The organism is Sphingomonas sp. OV641, from assembly GCF_900109205.1.
Lineage (GTDB): Bacteria > Pseudomonadota > Alphaproteobacteria > Sphingomonadales > Sphingomonadaceae > Sphingomonas.
Window position 1 is genome coordinate 850,151 of the sequence record NZ_FNZB01000001.1, and the last position, 18,138, is coordinate 868,288.

Consider the following 18,138-nt stretch of genomic DNA (forward strand, 5'->3'; position numbering starts at 1 on the left):
GCAAAGGAGATTGTTGAAATGGCCACCAAGCAGATCACGGACGAAAGCTTCCACGCGGACGTCATCCAGTCGGACAAGCCAGTCCTGGTGGATTTCTGGGCGGAATGGTGCGGTCCTTGCAAGATGATCGGGCCGAGCCTTGAGGAGATCTCGGAGGAGCTTGGCGAGCAGGTCACCATCGCGAAGATCAACATCGACGAGAATCCGGATGCTCCGGGTCGTTACGGCGTTCGCGGGATCCCGACCATGATCCTGTTCAAGGGCGGCAATCCGGCTGCCACCAAGGTCGGTGCCGAGCCGAAGGGGCGGATTAAGGCCTGGCTCGAGGGCGCGCTCGCCTGAGGTCTGGTGACCGTTGATTGGTTAAGACACGGGTCCGGTCAGCCATTGACCGGGCCCGTTTCGCATTTGGTCAGCGCGCTTTAGCCTGCCGCGAGATCGCGCGACAACTCAGCTGCGATAATCGGCGTTGATGGAAATGTAGCCGTGCGTCAGATCGCACGTCCACACCGTCGCGCGTCCTTCCCCCAGTCCGAGGTCAACGCCGATCTCGATCTCCTGACTTTGCAGATGCGCCGCCACCGGCGCTTCATCATAGTCCGCGACGGCGAGTCCCTGAACCGCGACCTGCGTTTCCCCGAAGCGGATCGACAGTTTATCGCGCTCGGCCGGCTCTCCCGCTTTGCCAACGGCCATCACGACGCGCCCCCAATTAGCGTCCTCACCCGCAATCGCCGTTTTCACCAGAGGAGAATTCGCAACCGACATGGCGATGCGATGCGCTGATCGGTCGCTTTCTGCGCCTTCGACGCTGATCTCGATCAGCTTTGTCGCTCCTTCGCCGTCTCGCACGACGAGCTGCGCCAGCTGGTGGCACAGATCGGCCAGCGCCGCCCGAAACGCATCGGCACCCGCACTGTCGTCGCTCGCCAGGGGCGTGTTGCCGGCCTTGCCAGTCGCAAAAGCGAGAACGGTGTCGCTCGTGGACGTGTCGCCGTCGACGGTAATACAGGAAAAGGTGCGATCATTCGCCGCAGTCAGCGCCGCCTGAAGGAAGGGCGCCTCTACCGCAGCATCGGTAAAGATGAACCCGAGCATAGTTGCCATATCCGGCGCGATCATGCCCGACCCCTTGATCACGCCAACAAGCGTGATGTCGTGCCCATCGACCAACGCTTTGGTAACCGCGCCCTTCGGATAGGTGTCGGTCGTTCCGATAGCTTCAGCAATCTGGCGCCAGTCGGTGGGTGCGGCACCGAAGGCGGCATCAAGCCCGGCCTCTGCCTTGTCGACCGGCAGAGGCACGCCGATCACGCCGGTCGAAGCAACGAACACATCGGATGGCTGGCAATTCAGATGGGCGGCCGAACGGGCGGCGATCGCTTCGACGGCGGCGCGTCCGCGGTTACCGGTAAAGGCATTGGAGTTGCCGGCATTGACGACCAACGCCCTCGCTTGCCCCAGCACCAGCGCCTTGCGGCACCATTCCACTTCGGGCGAGGGGCATTTCGACTGGGTCAGCACGCCCGCGATGGTGGTGCCGGCGTCAAGCGTGACGAAACTCAGGTCGCAACGGTCCCACTCCTTGTATCGAGCGCGCGCCACGCGCGGCGTGGCTCCGGCAATGACCGGCAGCTCGGGAAAGGGCAGAGCAAGCGGAGAGGTAGCGTGCGACATGGCGCTCGCCATGCCGCGAGCCACGCGGAATGTCACGCAGCACTGTGCTTGACCAGGAAGGTCGACCAAGCCAGCTTGGCCGCATGACGGTCAAGGTGGATAGAAAGAAGGCGATGTTTGGCGCCACCGATTCCCGGGCGCCTGTCGTTACGGCAGAAAATGGCGTGGCCAGTTGCTCGGTGCGCCCCTCCTGACGACGATGGACCGCCGCAATCGCATCGCCTGGTTGGTCGTAAGCACGTGTGGGATGATCGGACTGGCCATATGCGTGCTGGTCATGATGTTCATCGAGCAGCAGATCGCGAGTTGGTCGATCCCCGCTGCCGAGAGCGAACGCGTTGCCGACGATGTTTCGCCGATTTCAGCGCCGTCCAGACAGGCCTCGAGCGCTGCCTGCAACAATCCGGCCGAATGGATCACGGCCGATGATTATCCTATGGAGGCGATCCGCAACGATTACGAAGGTACCGTTCGGATCAGCTGGACGGTTAAGGACAATGGCCGCATCGGTTCGTGTGAGGTGATTGAGCCAAGCGGCCATGCCATGCTAGATCTCGCAGGTTGCCAGGCGATCATCAGACGGGGCTGCTACGATCCGGCTAAGCTGACCAGCCAACGCACGTACTCACGGCGAATTGTATGGCGACTTCCGCGTGATTGAGGCACGTGACTCTTTGGGGTTGGCCGCGCCGTCAGCCACCCCTATGTCTCGCGCTGTGAACCTGCTGCTGCTCCTTTCCGCATTGCTGTCGGCGCTGACCGGCGTCGGTGGGAGCGTGCGGTCAGATGGCCGAGCACAGGCGGTTGCCGAAGGCGCTTTGAACGCTTCGCGAGTAGCCTTTGCACCCCGCATCGCAACGCTTCGTCCGCAAAACAGTGTGGCAACACTGGTCGAAGCTGCAGTCGCGAGTGACGCGCCTGCATTTTCGCTGATGCCGGGTGAGCCGGCGTTTGCCACCCGCCGGCGGGAATAGGATTCGCCCGACCGACCCTGTCGGAACAGCACCGCTTTCTCTGGCGCGCGGCCGCTTCGCTGCCGCGCCGCATCGATATCAGGATTTCCCCCATGTTCGGCAACATCGCCAAGTCGCTCTTCGGCTCGTCCAACGATCGCTACGTCCGCTCGCTCAATCCCGTCCTCGCCAAGATCGCCTCTTTTGAGACGTCGCTGCAGGCGATGGACGACGCCACGCTCGCCAACCAGACGGTGCTTTTCCGTGAGCGTCTGGCCAATGGCGAGAAGCTGGACGCGCTTCTTCCCGAAGCGTTCGCCACCGTCCGCGAGGCCGCGAAGCGCGTGCTTGGGCAGCGGCACTACGACGTTCAGATGATCGGCGGCATCGTGCTTCATCGCGGCGAAATCGCAGAGATGCGCACCGGTGAGGGCAAGACGCTGGTGGCGACCCTCGCGACCTATCTCAATGCGCTTCCGGGCGATGGTGTGCACGTCATCACCGTGAATGACTATCTGGCCGCGCGCGACGCAGACTGGATGGGCCGGGTGTATCGCTTCCTTGGCCTTACCGTTGGCGTGATCGTCCCGAACCTCAGCGACGAACAGCGTCGCCAGGCCTATGCAGCGGACATCACCTACGGCACGAATAACGAGTTCGGGTTCGACTATCTGCGCGACAATATGAAGTACGACCGTGCTTCGATGGTGCAGCGCCCGTTCGCGATGGCGATCGTCGATGAGGTCGATTCGGTGCTGATCGACGAGGCGCGGACGCCGCTGATCATCTCCGGGCCGACGGACGACAAGAGCGATCTCTACATGAAGGTCGATGCGGTGGTGAAGCAGATCACCCCCGACGATTACGAGAAGGACGAGAAGCAGAAGACCATCGTCCTGACGGAAGAAGGCACGGAGCGGATCGAGCGCCTGCTCGAAGGCGCAGGCCTTCTCGAAGGCGCAAATCTCTACGATTTCGAGAACACCCAGGTGGTGCACCACCTGAACCAGGCGCTGCGGGCGAACGTGATGTTCAAGCGTGACACCGACTATATCGTGAAGGATGGCAAGGTCGTCATCATCGACGAGTTCACCGGCCGTATGATGGACGGCCGGCGCTGGTCGGATGGCCTTCACCAAGCCGTCGAGGCGAAGGAAGGGGTGCAGATCGAGCCCGAGAACCAGACGATGGCTTCGATCACCTTCCAAAATTATTTCCGTATGTACCCGAAGCTTGCTGGCATGACCGGCACCGCCGCCACCGAAGCGGCGGAGTTCTTCGACATCTACAAGATGAACGTTGTCACCATTCCCACGAACAATCCCATTCGGCGGATCGACGAGGAGGATGAGTTCTACAAGGACACGCACGACAAGTTCCGTGCAATCGCCAAGCGCATCCGTGAACATGCCGAGAAGGGGCAGCCGGTGCTCGTCGGCACCGTGTCGATCGAGAAGTCGGAACTGCTCAGCGATTTCCTGCGGCAGGAGGGCGTCGACCATTCGGTGCTGAATGCTCGCTATCACGAGCAGGAAGCGCATATCGTGGCGCAGGCGGGTCGCCTGGGTGCGGTGACCATCGCCACCAACATGGCCGGCCGCGGTACCGACATTCAGCTCGGCGGCAATCTGGAATTCCGCGTCGAGGATGAACTGGCGGGCATGCCCGAGGGACCGGAGCGCGTTGCGGCGGTTGAACAGATCAAGGCGGAGATCGCGGCGGAAAAGGCCCGCGTGCTCGAGGCAGGCGGCCTCTTCGTGCTGGGTACCGAACGGCACGAAAGCCGGCGCATCGACAATCAGCTGCGCGGCCGTTCCGGCCGTCAGGGCGACCCTGGGCTCAGCCGCTTCTACCTCAGCCTGGACGACGATCTGCTGCGCATCTTTGGTCCGGATACGCTGTTCGCGCGCATGATGCGCAACAACATCGAGGATGGTGAGGCGATCGGCAGCAAGTGGCTGACCAAGGCGATCGAGACCGCGCAGAAAAAGGTTGAGGCGCGCAACTACGACATCCGTAAGCAGGTCGTCGAATATGATGACGTGATGAACGATCAGCGGAAGGTCATTTACGAGCAGCGCGCCGATATCATGGACGCTGACACCGTAGGCGACGTGGTGGAGGACATGCGAGCCGAGACCGTCAACACGATTGTCGGCGAGGCTTGCCCGGTCGGCTCCTATCCGGAGCAATGGGACGTCGAGGGAATGAAGGCGCGTCTCGCCGATGTGCTCAACGTGCAGCCCGCGATCGACGATTGGCTGAAGGAAGACGCCATCGACCCGGAAATGGTGACGGAGCGCGTGCGCGTCGAAGCCGACACCATGGTAGCCGCCAAGGCGGCCGAACTGGAGCCGGAGACCTGGACGCAGGTCGAAAAGTCCATCCTGCTCCAGAACCTGGATCATCACTGGAAGGAGCATTTGGCCACGCTCGATGCGTTGCGGCAGGTGGTTCACCTGCGTGCTTATGCTCAGAAGACGCCGATCAACGAATATAAGCAGGAGGCCTTCGCGCTCTTCCAACGCATGCTCGATAACATCCGGGAGGATGTGACGAAGACGATCGCGTTTGCACAATTCCAGCTGCAGGCGCCGCCGCCGCTTCCCGATCTGCCGGACTTTATCACCACCCACTTTGACCCGTTCTCAGGTGAGGATAATTCCGCCGATGTCGATGGCGGCACGCTTGGCCTCATTCAGACCCAGGTTCCCCCGATGCAGATCCCGCAGCCGTCGGCCGCGGAACTTGGGGAGGATCCGGAGAACTGGCGCGGTCAGGTGAGCCGTAACTCTCCGTGCCCATGCGGTTCAGGGCGCAAGTACAAGCATTGCCACGGCGCCGTCTGATCGAACGGGCAGGGCGGCGCGCCGGTGGGTGATCATGCCGGCGCGACGATCTTCATGATAAGTAGCGGCTGTTTTCCGCAACGCACTAAATCGAGTACGAATGCGCAGATCAGCGGCGGCGTTGCTGTTCCGGCAGGATGATCGTGGGGCCAAGCCGCTCCACCACATCGCGGGCGTTGAAAGCGCGAACCTCGCCAGCGGGCGGGGCGCCCTTGCCCATCAGGATCTCGGCAGAGGCCTCGTAGCGATCCACGGTTCGAACATCGAAGTCGTTGAAGCCGCCGCCCCATGGGCCCCAGCCGCCCCAGCCGCCCCAAGGCCGACCGTAGAAGCGCCACGACGGGCCCCAATATCCGCCCCAGCCGCCATAGCCCCAGCCTGGGCCAAATCCGGCGCCGGGGGTGGAATAGGTCCGTGCCTGGCGGTCGGTCTGCCGATCGACAGTCACGAAATAGTCGAAACCGTTCTGAAGCGTCAGCTCTGCGGCGCGGAACAGCAGGTAGCGTTCCACCGTGTCGCGATCAGTGACGGTGTTGCCCGCAAAGTTCACGAGGAAGCGATTGGCTTCAACTTGGCGCTCGCTGAAACCCGTACGGTAGAAACCCGATCCGGTTGCGGGACGATACGGCGTTTCCGTCGCGCACCCCGTCACCAGCAATGCACCAGAAACGGCCGTGGCCATCAGCAGGCTGCGGCCGGTACGCAAAATTCTCATTATGACGTCTCCGAGATCCGCCGGAACGGCGGAGTAGATCGCTTTTAGCTGTTGGTGACGGAACGTCCGATGAACGGATTGGCTCCGAAATCTACCGCTCCGTCGCTCGCGCTACGAGCCGGAGCCGCTACAGCGCTCGCCGGCCACTGCATCTCGCAAATAGGTCTGCAGGACCGCCTCGTTGATGACGTCCCAGCGGTAGGTTGAGGCCTTCGCATTCCCTGCTCGGCCGATCTTCTTCCGTCGCTCCGGATCCACGATCAGCGTCGTCAGCGCGTCCGCATAGCCGGCGATATCCCGAGGTTCGACAAGGAAGCCCGTGACTTCATCATCCACCAGCCCGACCGCGCCGGATGCCCTGGCCGCGACAACCGGCACGCCCGCCGCCATCGCCTCCAGGGTCACGTTTCCGAACGTCTCGGTGACGCTCGGATTGAAGAATATGTCCATGGAAGCAACGGCGCGGCCAAGCTCGTCGCCGGTCTGAAAGCCAGCGAAGGCCGCGTCCGGAACCTGCGCCGCAAACCAGTCCCGCGCTGGCCCTTCACCGATGACGAGAACGCGGTGCGAGACGTTGCGCCGCTTCAGCTCGGCCGTCACCGCGGCAAAGACGTCGAGCCCCTTCTCCTTCACCAGCCTGCCAAGAAAACCGATCGCCACCTCATGATCGGCGATGCCCAGCTGTCGCCGCCACGCAAGATCGCGGCGCCCTGGCGAGAAGCGGTCGTGGTTGACGCCGCGAGACCAGACGGTTGTCGGCGTTTGCACCCCCCAGTCGTGCAGGATCTCACCGATCAGCGGCCCTGGAACCAGTACCCGGTCGACGCGGTCGTAGAAGCGGGCAAGCATGCGTTCAAAAAGAGGCTCGATGAACGCCATGCCGTAATAACGGGGATAGGTTTCGAAGCGGGTGTGAAGTGACGCCACGCGGGCGATGCCATGGCGCCGTGCGTAGCTGACAGCGCGATGGCCGAGAATATCCGGCGCCGATACGTGGATCAGGTTCGGTGCGAACGTCGCCAAGTCGCGGCGCACCTTTGCGGGCAGGCCGCGCGCCAGCCGATATTCTCCGCGTTCGCCCGGCAGCGGTATGGCGGGAACGTCAACAAGGTCGCCAGTGGCCGGAAAAGCCGGCTGCGACACCGTTGGCGAATAGACCCGCACGTGCACGCCGCGGCTGAGAAGGTGACCGACCAGCAGGTTGAGCGCCTGATTCGCGCCGTCTCGCGTGTAATTATAGTTGCCGCTGAATAATGCGACACGAAGGTCCGACGGCTGCATGATCGTGGCCGAGTAACAATCGATTGCGGCGATCGCTAGGCAGATCGTCCATTAGATTCTTCGCGCGCAGCAATCTCGCTCTGGCGCGGCACGCGCCGGATGCGCGGCTCGCGGCTAAGCTTGGATTGCTGACGGATCGTCTGGCGAAGCTCGTCGCGCTTTTCGTGGATGGAGGCGATGACCGGACCCATAGCGACGCCAAGATCGACCAGCACCGCCTCCGAAAGCTGCAGTGAACTCTCCAGCGTCTCCGGCACGGCGTCAGTCACCCCGGCGCGGTAGAGCTCTGCCGCATGCGCTGCATCGCGGGCGCGCGCGATGATCGGCAGGTCGGGTGCGAGCGCCCGTACACGGCGGGCAAGTCGCACGGTAAGCACGGGGTCGTCCATCGTCAGCACCAGTGCCCGCGCCGCCGGAAGGTTCAGCCTGTCCACCAGTTGCGGACGGATCACATCGCCATAAATCACCGATCGTCCGCTCAGCCGTGCCGTCTTCACGACGTCGATGTCGGCCTCCACCGCCACATAGGGCTGCTGGTGCACGTCCAGCAGTTCTGCAACCATCCGGCCAACCCGCCCAAAACCAATGATCACGGTGTGTTTGCCGTCGTCGGGTGGTCCGGCCGAGATGTCGTCTCCGCCCTCGATTCGCTTGGAAATAGCGCTGCCCGTTTTGGCAAGAACCGGCGTGATGGTCAGCCCGATCGCGGTGACGGTCTGCCAGAATGCCGCCGTGGACGCTTGGATGAGCTGGGCCTGAGCGGCCGTGGCGAGCACGATCAGCGTGGTTTCCGACGGGCTGCCCATAAGCAGGCCTGTTTCCGCGGCTACGCCACGGCGGGCATTGGCGATGCGCAGGAAAAGGTAGGTGACCACCGTCTTCACCGCGACCACGCCCGCCACGGCGAGCAGCAGGTCCGTCCAGTTCTTTGCGATCAACCTGAGGTCGAGGCTCATACCGACGCTGATCAGAAAAACGCCCAGTGCGAGGCCCTTGAAGGGCGCAGTGATCACCTCAACTTCGGTGTGATACTCGGTTTCCGCAATCAACAGTCCGGCAAGAAGCGCACCGACGATCGGCGACAGGCCGGCGGCCGTGGTGGCAACGCTCGCCACGATGACGACCAGCAGCGAAGCGGCAAGAAACAGCTCGGGGCTCTTCGTTCGGGCGGCCTGAGCGAACAACCTCGGCAGGACCATGCGACCGCCGATGTAGATCGCCACCACAGTGATCCCGCCGCGCAAGGCCACCATGCCGATGTTGCCAAACCCGCCATCCCCCGCTGAGGGCGCCAGTGCGCCGAGAGCAAAGATGATAGGCACCAGCGCGAGATCTTCGAACAAGAGCATGGCGAAGGCGCCGCGGCCTACCGCGCTTGTTGTGCCCACGAGTGGAAGCACCAAGGCAGTGGATGAGAGCGCCAATGCGAGACCGAGCCCGATCGCACCCGGCCAGCCCTGACCCAGCAGGTGCAGCGCCGTGCCGATCAGCAATGCCGAGCCCAGCAACTCCGCCGGCCCGATGCCGAACACCAGTCGGCGCATCGCCCACAAGCGCCGGAACGACAGCTCAAGCCCGATGGAGAAGAGCAGCAGAACGATGCCGAACTCTGCAAAGGGTTCGATCGACTCCGGGTTCGAGATGGTCAGGTAATAGAGCCACGGCGCGCGTTCCACCTGGCTGCCAAGGCCCGCAGGACCGACAAGCAGGCCGACGAGGATGAAGCCGATTACCGGGCTGATGCGGAAACGGGCAAAGGCGGGAATGACGAGGCCGGCAGCGCCGAGGATCACTAGTGCATCAGAAAATTGCGGATTCTCAAGACCAATCGCCATTCAGTTCCCTTGCCCCGATCCAACCCGATTGTCAGCAACGCTTGTCATTCGGCCGGTCCTTTGTTCCTCACGATACCACCCGACCAGCGCTGTCACGACGATTGCCGCGACGATCATCAGATAATACGAAAGATAGCCACCACCTCCGCGATTCCAGGCGACTCCAAAAACATAGGTCACCACGACGCCTGCGGCGAAACAGTCCAGGCTGTGGCGGCCGATCGTGCCCAGAACCCTCATCGGCGCCGCACGAAGGAGCGGACCGGCCGCTGCGAGGAGTGCAGCATAAAGCATCAGCACGAGGACGGCGTGCCCCAGCCGAAGAACATGCAGGCCGTAACGCGGCATCAGCCAGGCCGGCAGCGCATATTCGGTCACCTTCGCTGCCGCTGCGATCAGAAAGATGGACACGAATGCGATCAGCGGGGCGCGTTTGCGCTCTAAACAAAAGAACAGGCCGACGTGGACCTTTCTCGCGCCAAGCGCCATGGGCACGAAGAACAATATCTGCCAGCTCAGCAGCTTCAGAATGCCATCGTCCGTCGCTGTGGGGGATGCAGAGACGTGAGCGATCGTGAAGATCTGCGCGGCGACATATAGCGCAACGGACACGGCGATCATGGCAGTGGGCGATCGTCGGTGGATGGCGATCGCCACCGGCGCACTTAGCATCAAGGTCACGTAGAGAAGCAGAATGTCGAGCAGCCGCGGCGCGGCCTGAAGCGTTGCCATGCGGAAGATCACCTTGCCGGGATGATCGGCAAGCTCGCTCAAGCGCCAGAAAGCCAGCTCGGCCGGGCTCATGACGAGCACAAGCGGGGCGATCACGGCGAGCAGCGCGAGATTATAGACCCACAAGGTTGCCGCACGACGCAGCACGGCGCGGGCAGGGCTAGGTCGTGCGAGATAAACCAGCCCAACCATATAGCCCGACAGAATGACGAACAGTTCCGCGGCGGTGGAATAGCCGTAGCGAGTGGGTGTCGGAACGAGCCATGTCGTGATCCCGCCAGCCTCGGCGATCTGGCTCAGGTGGTTCACGACGATGGTAACGAGCGCGCATCCGCGAAGGATGTCGATGCGCGGCTCGCGGGCAATGGTCGGTCCCGGCGCGATGCCGGGACCTCCGTTGTTTGACGAGACCGAGCTTATGCCCAGCTCGCCATCTTGTTCTCGAGATTGACGCGAACCGCTTCGAAGAACTGCTCGGTCGTCATCCACTTCTGGTCCGGCCCGATCAGGATCGCGAGATCCTTGGTCATGTCGCCGTTCTCGACCGTCTCGATGCAGACCTGCTCCAGTGTTTCGGCGAAGCGCGTCACGTCGGGCGTGCCGTCGAACTTGCCGCGGAACTTCAGGCCGCCGGTCCAGGCGAAGATCGACGCGATCGGATTTGTCGACGTCGCCTTGCCCTGCTGGTGCTGGCGATAGTGGCGCGTAACGGTGCCGTGCGCCGCTTCCGCCTCGATCGTCTTGCCATCGGGCGTCATCAGCACGGAGGTCATGAGACCCAGCGAACCAAAGCCCTGCGCGACCTGGTCGGACTGCACATCGCCGTCATAGTTCTTGCAGGCCCAGACGAACTCGCCGTTCCACTTCAGCGCCGATGCGACCATGTCGTCGATCAGGCGGTGCTCGTAGACGATGCCCAGTTCCTTGAACTTCTCGACGAACTCGGCCTCGTACACCTCGGCGAAGATGTCCTTGAAGCGGCCGTCATAGGCCTTCAGGATCGTGTTCTTGGTCGAGAGGTACACCGGCCAGTTGCGGTTGATTCCATAGTTCAGCGAGGCGCGCGCGAAATCGCGGATCGACTCGTCCAGGTTGTACATGCCCATCGCGACGCCGGCGCCCGGGAAATCGAACACCTCATGCTCGATCTCCTGACCGTCTTCGCCCGTCCACTTCATGGTCAGCTTGCCGGCGCCCGGCACCTTGAAGTCGGTCGCGCGATACTGGTCGCCGAACGCGTGACGGCCGACGACGATCGGGTGCGTCCAGCCCGGAATCAGGCGGGGAACGTTCTTGATCACGATCGGCTCGCGGAACACGACGCCGCCCAGGATGTTGCGGATCGTGCCGTTGGGCGACTTCCACATCTTCTTGAGGCCGAATTCCTCGACGCGTGCTTCGTCAGGGGTGATCGTCGCGCACTTCACGCCCACGCCATACTTCTGGATGGCCTTGGCGCTGTCGGTCGTCACCTTGTCGTCGGTGTTGTCGCGATGCTCCATGCCGAGGTCGTAATAGTCGAGCTCGATATCGAGATACGGCTTGATCAGGCGCTCACGGATCCATTCCCAGATGATCCGCGTCATTTCGTCGCCGTCGATCTCCACGACGGGCGTTTTCACCTTGATCTTCGCCATTGTCCGTTTCCTTTAAGGGAGGGTCTGGCGCGGTCGATACGGGTAAGGGGGCGGGGGATCAACCATCGGTGCGCCTGCGTTGTGCGCATCGGCTCCCCCCGCTACACGAGGCCACATGCCTTCACTACCGAAACCCGAAGAACAGGGTCTGCCCGTCACCACCACCGTCAAGTGGCGCTTCCCCGCCGTTCATCCGGAGGGGCAGAAATTCACTGCCATCGCCTTCGGCATCACGCTGCTGATGACCATCGTCCACAACGTCTTCTTCTGGCCTTTGCTGGGAATCACCATCTGGGTCGCCGCCTTCTTTCGCGATCCGATCCGCACCACGCCGCGCGGTGAAGATCTGATCGTCTCTCCGGCCGACGGTCTGGTTACGATGATCGCCGAGGTGCCGGTCCCGCGCGAACTCGCAGCGGATCTGGGCGCCACCCATCTCACCCGCGTGTCGGTGTTCATGAGTGTGTTTGACGTTCACATCAACCGCTCGCCGATTGCAGGAACGATCCGGCAGGTCGTCTATATCTCGGGCAAGTTCCTCAATGCCGATCTCGATAAGGCGTCGGAGGAAAACGAGCGCCAGCATTTCGTCGTTGAAGGTCATGACGGCCGAAAGGTCGGCTTTACCCAGATCGCCGGTCTCGTGGCGCGGCGCATCATGGGGTTCGTGAAGGTCGGGGACATGGTCGCCGCCGGTCAGCGCGTGGGCCTGATCCGCTTCGGCAGCCGCGTCGACGTGTATCTTCCCGCCGGCTATGCGCCGCAGGTCGCCCTCGGTCAGCGCGCGATCGCTGGCGAAACGGTCCTGGCACGCGCCGGAGCCGTTCCGGCCACGGGCGTCGCTCAGTGAGGCGCCCGATCCGTCCGCGACGGGGGCTTCCGCTCCGCGCGGTCGCTCCCAACGCGATCACGGCGCTCGCGCTTTGCTCCGGCCTCAGCGGCGTGCAGTTCGCCGTCAAGGCGCGCATGATGGAAAACGATCTGCCGTTATTGCGCGGGGCAGAGCTTGCCGCCTTGGCGGATCGGGTCGCCACTCACTGGCAGCTTGCAGTCGCCTTCGTCCTCATCGCTGGGCTGCTCGACGGGATTGATGGCCGCATCGCGCGGCTGCTGCATGGGGAAAGCCGCTTCGGGGCCGAGCTGGACTCGCTGGCGGACGCCATTTCCTTCGGGGTCTCGCCTGCCTTGATCCTGTACCTTTGGTCGCTGTCATCGCTGCCACGGTTCGGATGGATGGCGGCCCTGATGTTGGCGGTGTTCGCGGCGCTGCGCCTTGCCCGCTTCAACGCCAACATTGATGCCGACGATCAGCCGCACAAGTCCGCCGGTTTCCTCACCGGCGTCCCGGCGCCGGCTGGCGCGGGGCTTGCCCTGCTTCCGATGTTCCTGTGGTTCTGGACCGAGGCGTCGGCGCTCCGCTCGCCCTATATCGTGGCGCCTTGGACGGTGCTCGCCGCCTTGCTGATGGTGTCCAGCCTCGCGACCTGGTCATGGGCTTCACTACGCTTGCGCCGCAACATCCGCTTTGAAGCGCTGGCGCTGGTCGTGATCGTTGCCGCTGCTGCCGTGACTGCGCCCTGGCATACGGTTAGCGTGCTGGGGATCGCCTATCTGCTGGCGCTGCCGTTCAGCATCGCCAGCTACGCGCGGGTCAAGCGGCTGCGCGCGGCCGGTATGCAGGCGCCGGCCGTGCCTGCGCCGCCCACCGCCTGACGGCGATTCGCTGTTCGGCGCGAACCAACGCTGCGAGAGGCTGGCGGTCGGCGGCCGGTCGTTTGCACAAGGCGTCGATGATCCGGTCAACGCGCGGCCCAATCGTGGTCGCAAGAGCATAGGCTGAAGCTGCGAACGCACCGGCAAAAACTGCGAAACTCACAATCGCCATCATGATATGCCTCCATGGCACTTGCGAACCATTACGCGCAAACCGCTGAAAACGCCCGTCGTTCCAACTCCGCCATCTACGTGGCGGTATTTGCTGGAGAAAACAGGCTCAACCAGGTGTTTGTACGACCGGTTCCCCTTCTGTTCCGAAGCTTGTTCCATGTATGTTCGCGCGGGTCAAGGGGGCAGGTTGCGCTTGCCTGGCTTGAAGCATTCCTGTAAGGGCGCGGGCCTCAACTCCGCATGGGAAGTATAAACCACCGGTGCGCTGGCCTTTCAGGCTCGCGCCATCCGCTTCCCAGAGGCCTAACCGGAAGGAATAAAGACTATGGCGGCTCCTGTCGTCACGATGCAGCAGCTTATCGAAACCGGCGCGCACTTCGGCCACCAGACCCACCGCTGGAACCCGAAGATGAAGCCGTATCTCTTCGGCGAGCGCAACGGTGTCCACATCATCGACCTGTCGCAGACCGTTCCGCTCTTTGCGCGCGCGCTCGAGTTCATCAGCTCCACTGTCGCCTCGGGCGGCAAGGTGCTGTTCGTCGGCACCAAGCGTCAGGCGCAGGAGCCGGTCGCTGATGCGGCGCGTCGTGCGGGCCAGCACTTCGTCAACCATCGCTGGCTGGGCGGCATGCTCACCAACTGGAAGACGATCTCCAACTCGATCAAGCGCCTGAAGGCCCTGGAAGAGCAGCTGTCGGGCAACACCGCCGGCCTCACCAAGAAGGAAGTTCTCCAGCTGACACGCGAGCGCGACAAGCTCGAGATGAGCCTGGGCGGCATCCGCGACATGGGCGGCATTCCCGACATCATGTTCGTGATCGACGCGAACAAGGAAGAGCTGGCGATCAAGGAAGCCAACACGCTCGGCATCCCGGTTGTGGCGATCCTCGACTCCAACGTTTCGCCGGACGGTATCGCGTTCCCGGTTCCCGCGAACGACGACGCCAGCCGCGCGATCTGGCTCTATTGCGAAGCCGTGGCGATTGCCGCGACCCGTGGTAATGCGGAGCAGCAGCGCCGCGGTGGTGTCGACTTCGGTGCAATGGCCGAGCCGCCTGCCGAGGAAGCGCTGGGCAGCGACCCGGTCGTCGCCGAGGCAGGTGCAGAGGAATCGCGCCAGATCGACGCGTAAGACTGCGGCTTCGACAAGCCAGTCACCTTATTCGTGCCGAGTTTGTCGAAGCACTGTCTCTTTCCTGCAATGACGCGGAGAGAAGGGCGGTACTTCGGTAGGCTCGGCACGCGCGGTTTTTATACGGGCTGATCCCACCTCACCGGATCCACAGGAAGGATTGTACGATGGCCGATATCACGGCAGCGATGGTCAAGGACCTGCGCGAGAAGAGCGGCGCAGGCATGATGGACTGCAAGAAGGCGCTGAACGAAACGGGCGGCGACATGGACGCCGCGCTCGACTGGCTGCGCACCAAGGGCCTTGCGGCCGCCGCCAAGAAGTCCAGCCGCACCGCGGCCGAGGGCCTGGTGGGCATCGCGACCAGCGGCACCAAGGGTGCGGCGGTCGAGGTGAATTCGGAAACCGACTTCGTCGCCAAGAACGATCAGTTCCAGCAGTTCGTCCGTGAGGTGACCCAGATCGCTCTTGCGACCGGCGGTGATGTTGACGCGCTGAAGGCCGAAGCGATGCCGTCGGGCACGACCGTCGAGGAAGTGCTGACCAAGAACATCGCCACCATCGGTGAAAATCAGTCGCTGCGTCGCTCAAAGCGTCTCGAAGTGTCGAAGGGCGCTGTCGTGGGCTATGTCCACAATCAGCAGGCGCCGGGTCTCGGCAAGATCGGCGTGCTTGTGGCACTCGAGAGCGAGGCTTCGGACGAGGTGCTTCAGGGTCTCGGCAAGCAGCTTGCCATGCACGTCGCAGCCGCCTTCCCCAAGGCGCTGAACGAGGAAGATCTGGACGAGGCCGAGATCGAGCGCGAGCGTGCCATTGCCGCCGAAAAGGCTGGTGAGAGCGGCAAGCCGGCCGATATCATCGCGAAGATGGTCGAAGGTTCGATCGCCAAGTACCGCAAGGAGCACGCGCTGGTCAGCCAGCTGTTCGTCATGGACGGCAAGACCCGGATCAGCGACGTCGTGGCAAAGGCGGGCAAGGATGCCGGTACGCCGATCGTGCTGAAGGACTATGTCCGCTTCCAGCTGGGCGAGGGGATCGAGAAGGAAGCGTCCGACTTCGCCGCTGAAGTTGCCGCGGCCTCCGGCGTTCCGCAGAACAAGCAGGCCGAACCGACGGCCTGATCTGATTGGGCGGCGCCAGCGTCGCTCTGATATCGTCATCCCGGTCTCGCCGGAACTCTGGTCCAAGGTGGTCTTTGCACCGCCTTGATCTGGGGTGAAGGCACGAGGCCGGGATGATTTTTGTTTAACGGTCGGCGCTTGGACCTGACACCGCCCGCCACGTAGTGGTTGCGGCAGTTGAAGGGGTTCCCTAAGGTCCCGCCGCCCGACCTCAGCCGTATCGGATCCGATGACCAGCCCTCGTTACAAACGCATTCTCCTGAAGCTTTCGGGCGAAGTTCTGATGGGACCGGATGGCTTGGCCATCGACCCTGCCGTGACCGGGCGCGTCGCGGAGGAGATCGCGGACGTAAAGGCCCAGGGCTATGAGCTTTGTGTCGTCGTTGGTGGCGGCAACATTTTCCGCGGTCTTGCCGCTGCCGCCAAAGGCTTTGAGCGGGCGACTGCGGATTACATGGGCATGCTGGCGACCGTGATGAACGCGCTCGCCGTTCAAAACGCGCTGGAGCAGATTGGCGTCGATACCCGGGTCCAGTCGGCCATTCCGATGCAGTCGGTGTGTGAACCGTTCATCCGCCGCCGCGCCGTTCGCCATCTGGAGAAGGATCGGGTGGTGATCTTCGCGGCTGGTGTTGGCTCGCCCTTCTTCACGACGGACAGTGGCGCCGCCCTGCGTGCCGCCGAAATGAATTGCGATGCGCTGTTCAAGGGGACCAGCGTCGACGGCATCTATGACGCGGATCCCAAGAAAGTAGCCGGGGCGACCCGCTATGAAACGATTTCCTATGACACTGTGCTGTCAAAGAACCTCAAGGTTATGGATGCGAGTGCCGTGGCGCTATGCCGCGATTCGAACATCCCGATCGTCGTTTTCAACATCCGCGAACACGGCAATTTCGCTGACGTGCTTCGCGGTGAGGGCGTATCGACGGTCGTCATGAACGAACAGGAGATGATCGATGCCCGCGTATGACAAGGCGGATCTGGAGCGCCGTATGGCCGGCGCGGTGGAATCGCTGAAGAGCGATCTGGCTGGTCTTCGCACCGGCCGCGCGTCCACTGCGCTGCTCGATCCGGTGACGGTTGAAGTTTATGGCGCGCACATGCCGCTGAACCAGGTTGCGACGGTCTCCGCGCCCGAACCGCGAATGCTGTCGGTGCAGGTCTGGGACAAAAGCAACATCGGCCCCGTCGAAAAGGCGATCCGTTCCGCTGGTCTCGGGCTGAACCCGATCAACGACGGCCAAACGCTGCGCCTGCCCATTCCGGACCTCACGGAAGAGCGCCGCAAGGAGCTCGCGAAGCTCGCCGGCTCCTACGCCGAAAAGGCGAAGGTTGCCGTACGCAACGTGCGTCGAGACGGCATGGACAGCCTGAAGATCGACGAAAAGAAGGGCGTCTTCGGAGAGGACGATCGTAAGCGTCACGAAGTTGAGGTCCAGAAGCTGACCGACGCCACGATCGCGGACATCGACTTGGCCGCCAACGCTAAGGAAAAGGAAATCCTGGGCAAGTGAGCTCGGGAACTCCCGTTTCCTGCCTTTGCACGCTGCCAGCAGCGGGCGCCGCGCCATTCCTGTCGAGGAGCGTGCGATGAGCGGCGCGCCGGCCCTTCAGACGCGTGCGCTGAACCTGCCGCGCCATGTCGCCATCATCATGGACGGCAATGGCCGCTGGGCGAAGAAGCGGTTGCTGCCGCGCGCGGCCGGGCACAAGGCGGGCGTCGATGCGGTCCGTCGCGTCACGCGCCATGCTCGCGCGATCGGGATCGAGGCGCTGACGATCTACGCTTTCTCTTCGGAGAATTGGCGTCGTCCCGAAGAAGAGATCGGTGATCTGATGGGGTTGCTGCGGCTGTTCATCCGCAGCGACCTCGCGGAGCTCGTTCGAGAGAATGTGCGCCTGAAGATCATTGGCGATTATCACCGTTTCCCCGGTGACGTGGTTACCCTGATCGATGATGCCGTCTCACGCTGTTCGGCGAACACTGGGCCGATCTTGGCAATCGCGCTCAACTATGGCGCACAGGCGGAACTCGTCCGTGCCGTGCGCCGGCTGGCCGAACGGCTGTCCCCTGAACAGATCGATGCCGCGGCGATCGAGGGCGAACTCGAGACGCGGGACATGCCGCCGCTCGATCTTCTCATTCGCACGTCGGGCGAGCACCGCCTGTCGAACTTCCTTCTGTGGCAGGCAGCTTATGCCGAATTGCTGTTCGTCGATACGCTGTGGCCGGATTTCGGCGAGGCCGATCTGGACGAGGCAGTAGCGGCCTTTGGCACGCGCAATCGCCGGTTCGGAGGCTTGTGACGCCGCCTG

At 63.0% G+C, this 18,138-nt stretch carries 17 protein-coding genes; 11 read left to right on the forward strand and 6 right to left on the reverse strand.

Annotated elements, in window-relative coordinates; all coding sequences use genetic code 11:
* The first annotated feature begins 18 nt into the window (after window positions 1–18).
* Window positions 19–342, forward strand: a complete 324-nt coding sequence (gene trxA, locus BMX36_RS03855; RefSeq protein WP_066778529.1) for a thioredoxin — start codon at window positions 19–21, stop codon at window positions 340–342.
* 108 nt (window positions 343–450) lie between these two features.
* Here the strand turns inward: trxA and argJ are convergent, their stop codons facing one another.
* A complete protein-coding gene (gene argJ / locus BMX36_RS03860) occupies window positions 451–1,677 on the reverse strand; it encodes a bifunctional glutamate N-acetyltransferase/amino-acid acetyltransferase ArgJ (protein ID WP_093065200.1) in 1,227 nt (408 codons plus the stop codon).
* Between the two features lie 247 nt (window positions 1,678–1,924).
* Here argJ and BMX36_RS03865 point away from each other — a divergent pair, with 247 nt between their 5' ends.
* The 3 genes from BMX36_RS03865 (at window position 1,925) to secA (ending at window position 5,479) form a co-directional block, all read left to right on the forward strand.
* On the forward strand, window positions 1,925–2,338 hold the full coding sequence (locus BMX36_RS03865; RefSeq protein ID WP_177179013.1) for an energy transducer TonB: 414 nt from the start codon (window positions 1,925–1,927) through the stop codon (window positions 2,336–2,338).
* Between the two features lie 55 nt (window positions 2,339–2,393).
* Window positions 2,394–2,651 carry a hypothetical protein gene (locus BMX36_RS03870; RefSeq protein WP_143058505.1) on the forward strand — a complete coding sequence of 86 codons (258 nt, stop codon included), beginning with the start codon at window positions 2,394–2,396 and terminating at the stop codon, window positions 2,649–2,651.
* A 92-nt stretch (window positions 2,652–2,743) separates the two neighbouring features.
* The gene (gene secA, locus BMX36_RS03875; RefSeq protein WP_093063733.1) at window positions 2,744–5,479 is read left to right on the forward strand and encodes a preprotein translocase subunit SecA; all 2,736 of its coding nucleotides are present in this window, start codon (window positions 2,744–2,746) and stop codon (window positions 5,477–5,479) included.
* 109 nt (window positions 5,480–5,588) lie between these two features.
* Here the strand turns inward: secA and BMX36_RS03880 are convergent, their stop codons facing one another.
* The 5 genes from BMX36_RS03880 to BMX36_RS03900 form a co-directional block, all read right to left on the reverse strand.
* Window positions 5,589–6,194, reverse strand: coding sequence for a CC0125/CC1285 family lipoprotein (locus tag BMX36_RS03880; protein ID WP_256210648.1), 606 nt, complete (start codon window positions 6,192–6,194; stop codon window positions 5,589–5,591).
* Window positions 6,195–6,305: 111 nt separating this feature from the next.
* Entirely contained in the window at window positions 6,306–7,475 is a 1,170-nt protein-coding gene (locus BMX36_RS03885) for a glycosyltransferase family 4 protein (protein WP_093063734.1), read from the reverse strand.
* A 35-nt stretch (window positions 7,476–7,510) separates the two neighbouring features.
* A complete protein-coding gene (locus tag BMX36_RS03890) occupies window positions 7,511–9,310 on the reverse strand; it encodes a cation:proton antiporter domain-containing protein (protein WP_093063735.1) in 1,800 nt (599 codons plus the stop codon).
* A complete protein-coding gene (gene opgC / locus BMX36_RS03895; protein ID WP_093063736.1) occupies window positions 9,311–10,531 on the reverse strand; it encodes an OpgC domain-containing protein in 1,221 nt (406 codons plus the stop codon). It lies immediately after the preceding gene.
* Window positions 10,459–11,679, reverse strand: coding sequence for an NADP-dependent isocitrate dehydrogenase (locus BMX36_RS03900; protein ID WP_066778538.1), 1,221 nt, complete (start codon window positions 11,677–11,679; stop codon window positions 10,459–10,461). The genes opgC and BMX36_RS03900 overlap by 73 nt, the downstream gene beginning before the upstream one ends.
* A 115-nt stretch (window positions 11,680–11,794) precedes the next feature.
* On the opposite strand from BMX36_RS03900, the gene BMX36_RS03905 reads away from it, so the two are divergent.
* The 7 genes from BMX36_RS03905 to BMX36_RS03935 all read left to right on the forward strand — a co-directional run bounded on the left by BMX36_RS03905 (window position 11,795) and on the right by BMX36_RS03935 (window position 18,129).
* On the forward strand, window positions 11,795–12,529 hold the full coding sequence (locus BMX36_RS03905; protein ID WP_066778540.1) for a phosphatidylserine decarboxylase: 735 nt from the start codon (window positions 11,795–11,797) through the stop codon (window positions 12,527–12,529).
* Window positions 12,526–13,392, forward strand: a complete 867-nt coding sequence (locus tag BMX36_RS03910) for a CDP-alcohol phosphatidyltransferase family protein (RefSeq protein WP_093063737.1) — start codon at window positions 12,526–12,528, stop codon at window positions 13,390–13,392. The genes BMX36_RS03905 and BMX36_RS03910 overlap by 4 nt, the downstream gene beginning before the upstream one ends.
* 499 nt (window positions 13,393–13,891) lie before the next feature.
* Window positions 13,892–14,698, forward strand: a complete 807-nt coding sequence (rpsB, locus tag BMX36_RS03915; protein ID WP_066778545.1) for a 30S ribosomal protein S2 — start codon at window positions 13,892–13,894, stop codon at window positions 14,696–14,698.
* Between the two features lie 167 nt (window positions 14,699–14,865).
* On the forward strand, window positions 14,866–15,819 hold the full coding sequence (tsf, locus tag BMX36_RS03920; RefSeq protein ID WP_066778547.1) for a translation elongation factor Ts: 954 nt from the start codon (window positions 14,866–14,868) through the stop codon (window positions 15,817–15,819).
* A gap of 229 nt (window positions 15,820–16,048) precedes the next feature.
* Entirely contained in the window at window positions 16,049–16,792 is a 744-nt protein-coding gene (gene pyrH, locus BMX36_RS03925; RefSeq protein WP_066778549.1) for a UMP kinase, read from the forward strand.
* Window positions 16,779–17,336: a ribosome recycling factor gene (gene frr, locus BMX36_RS03930; RefSeq protein WP_066778552.1), complete on the forward strand. Its 558-nt coding sequence runs from the start codon at window positions 16,779–16,781 to the stop codon at window positions 17,334–17,336. Before pyrH ends, frr begins: the two co-directional genes overlap by 14 nt.
* A 76-nt stretch (window positions 17,337–17,412) precedes the next feature.
* Window positions 17,413–18,129, forward strand: a complete 717-nt coding sequence (locus tag BMX36_RS03935) for an isoprenyl transferase (RefSeq protein WP_093063738.1) — start codon at window positions 17,413–17,415, stop codon at window positions 18,127–18,129.
* The last annotated feature ends 9 nt before the right edge of the window (window positions 18,130–18,138 follow it).

Bases quoted from the DNA above. Each gene is read 5' to 3' on its own strand.
- tsf (WP_066778547.1), top strand. From the start codon at position 14,866: ATGGCCGATATCACGGCAGCGATGGTCAAGGACCTGCGCGAGAAGAGC.
- BMX36_RS03905 (WP_066778540.1), top strand. From the start codon at position 11,795: ATGCCTTCACTACCGAAACCCGAAGAACAGGGTCTGCCCGTCACCACC.
- rpsB (WP_066778545.1), top strand. From the start codon at position 13,892: ATGGCGGCTCCTGTCGTCACGATGCAGCAGCTTATCGAAACCGGCGCG.
- BMX36_RS03885 (WP_093063734.1), bottom strand. From the start codon at position 7,475: ATGCAGCCGTCGGACCTTCGTGTCGCATTATTCAGCGGCAACTATAAT.
- BMX36_RS03890 (WP_093063735.1), bottom strand. From the start codon at position 9,310: ATGGCGATTGGTCTTGAGAATCCGCAATTTTCTGATGCACTAGTGATC.
- frr (WP_066778552.1), top strand. From the start codon at position 16,779: ATGCCCGCGTATGACAAGGCGGATCTGGAGCGCCGTATGGCCGGCGCG.
- BMX36_RS03935 (WP_093063738.1), top strand. From the start codon at position 17,413: ATGAGCGGCGCGCCGGCCCTTCAGACGCGTGCGCTGAACCTGCCGCGC.
- secA (WP_093063733.1), top strand. From the start codon at position 2,744: ATGTTCGGCAACATCGCCAAGTCGCTCTTCGGCTCGTCCAACGATCGC.
- argJ (WP_093065200.1), bottom strand. From the start codon at position 1,677: ATGTCGCACGCTACCTCTCCGCTTGCTCTGCCCTTTCCCGAGCTGCCG.
- BMX36_RS03900 (WP_066778538.1), bottom strand. From the start codon at position 11,679: ATGGCGAAGATCAAGGTGAAAACGCCCGTCGTGGAGATCGACGGCGAC.
- BMX36_RS03865 (WP_177179013.1), top strand. From the start codon at position 1,925: ATGATCGGACTGGCCATATGCGTGCTGGTCATGATGTTCATCGAGCAG.
- pyrH (WP_066778549.1), top strand. From the start codon at position 16,049: ATGACCAGCCCTCGTTACAAACGCATTCTCCTGAAGCTTTCGGGCGAA.
- trxA (WP_066778529.1), top strand. From the start codon at position 19: ATGGCCACCAAGCAGATCACGGACGAAAGCTTCCACGCGGACGTCATC.
- BMX36_RS03880 (WP_256210648.1), bottom strand. From the start codon at position 6,194: ATGAGAATTTTGCGTACCGGCCGCAGCCTGCTGATGGCCACGGCCGTT.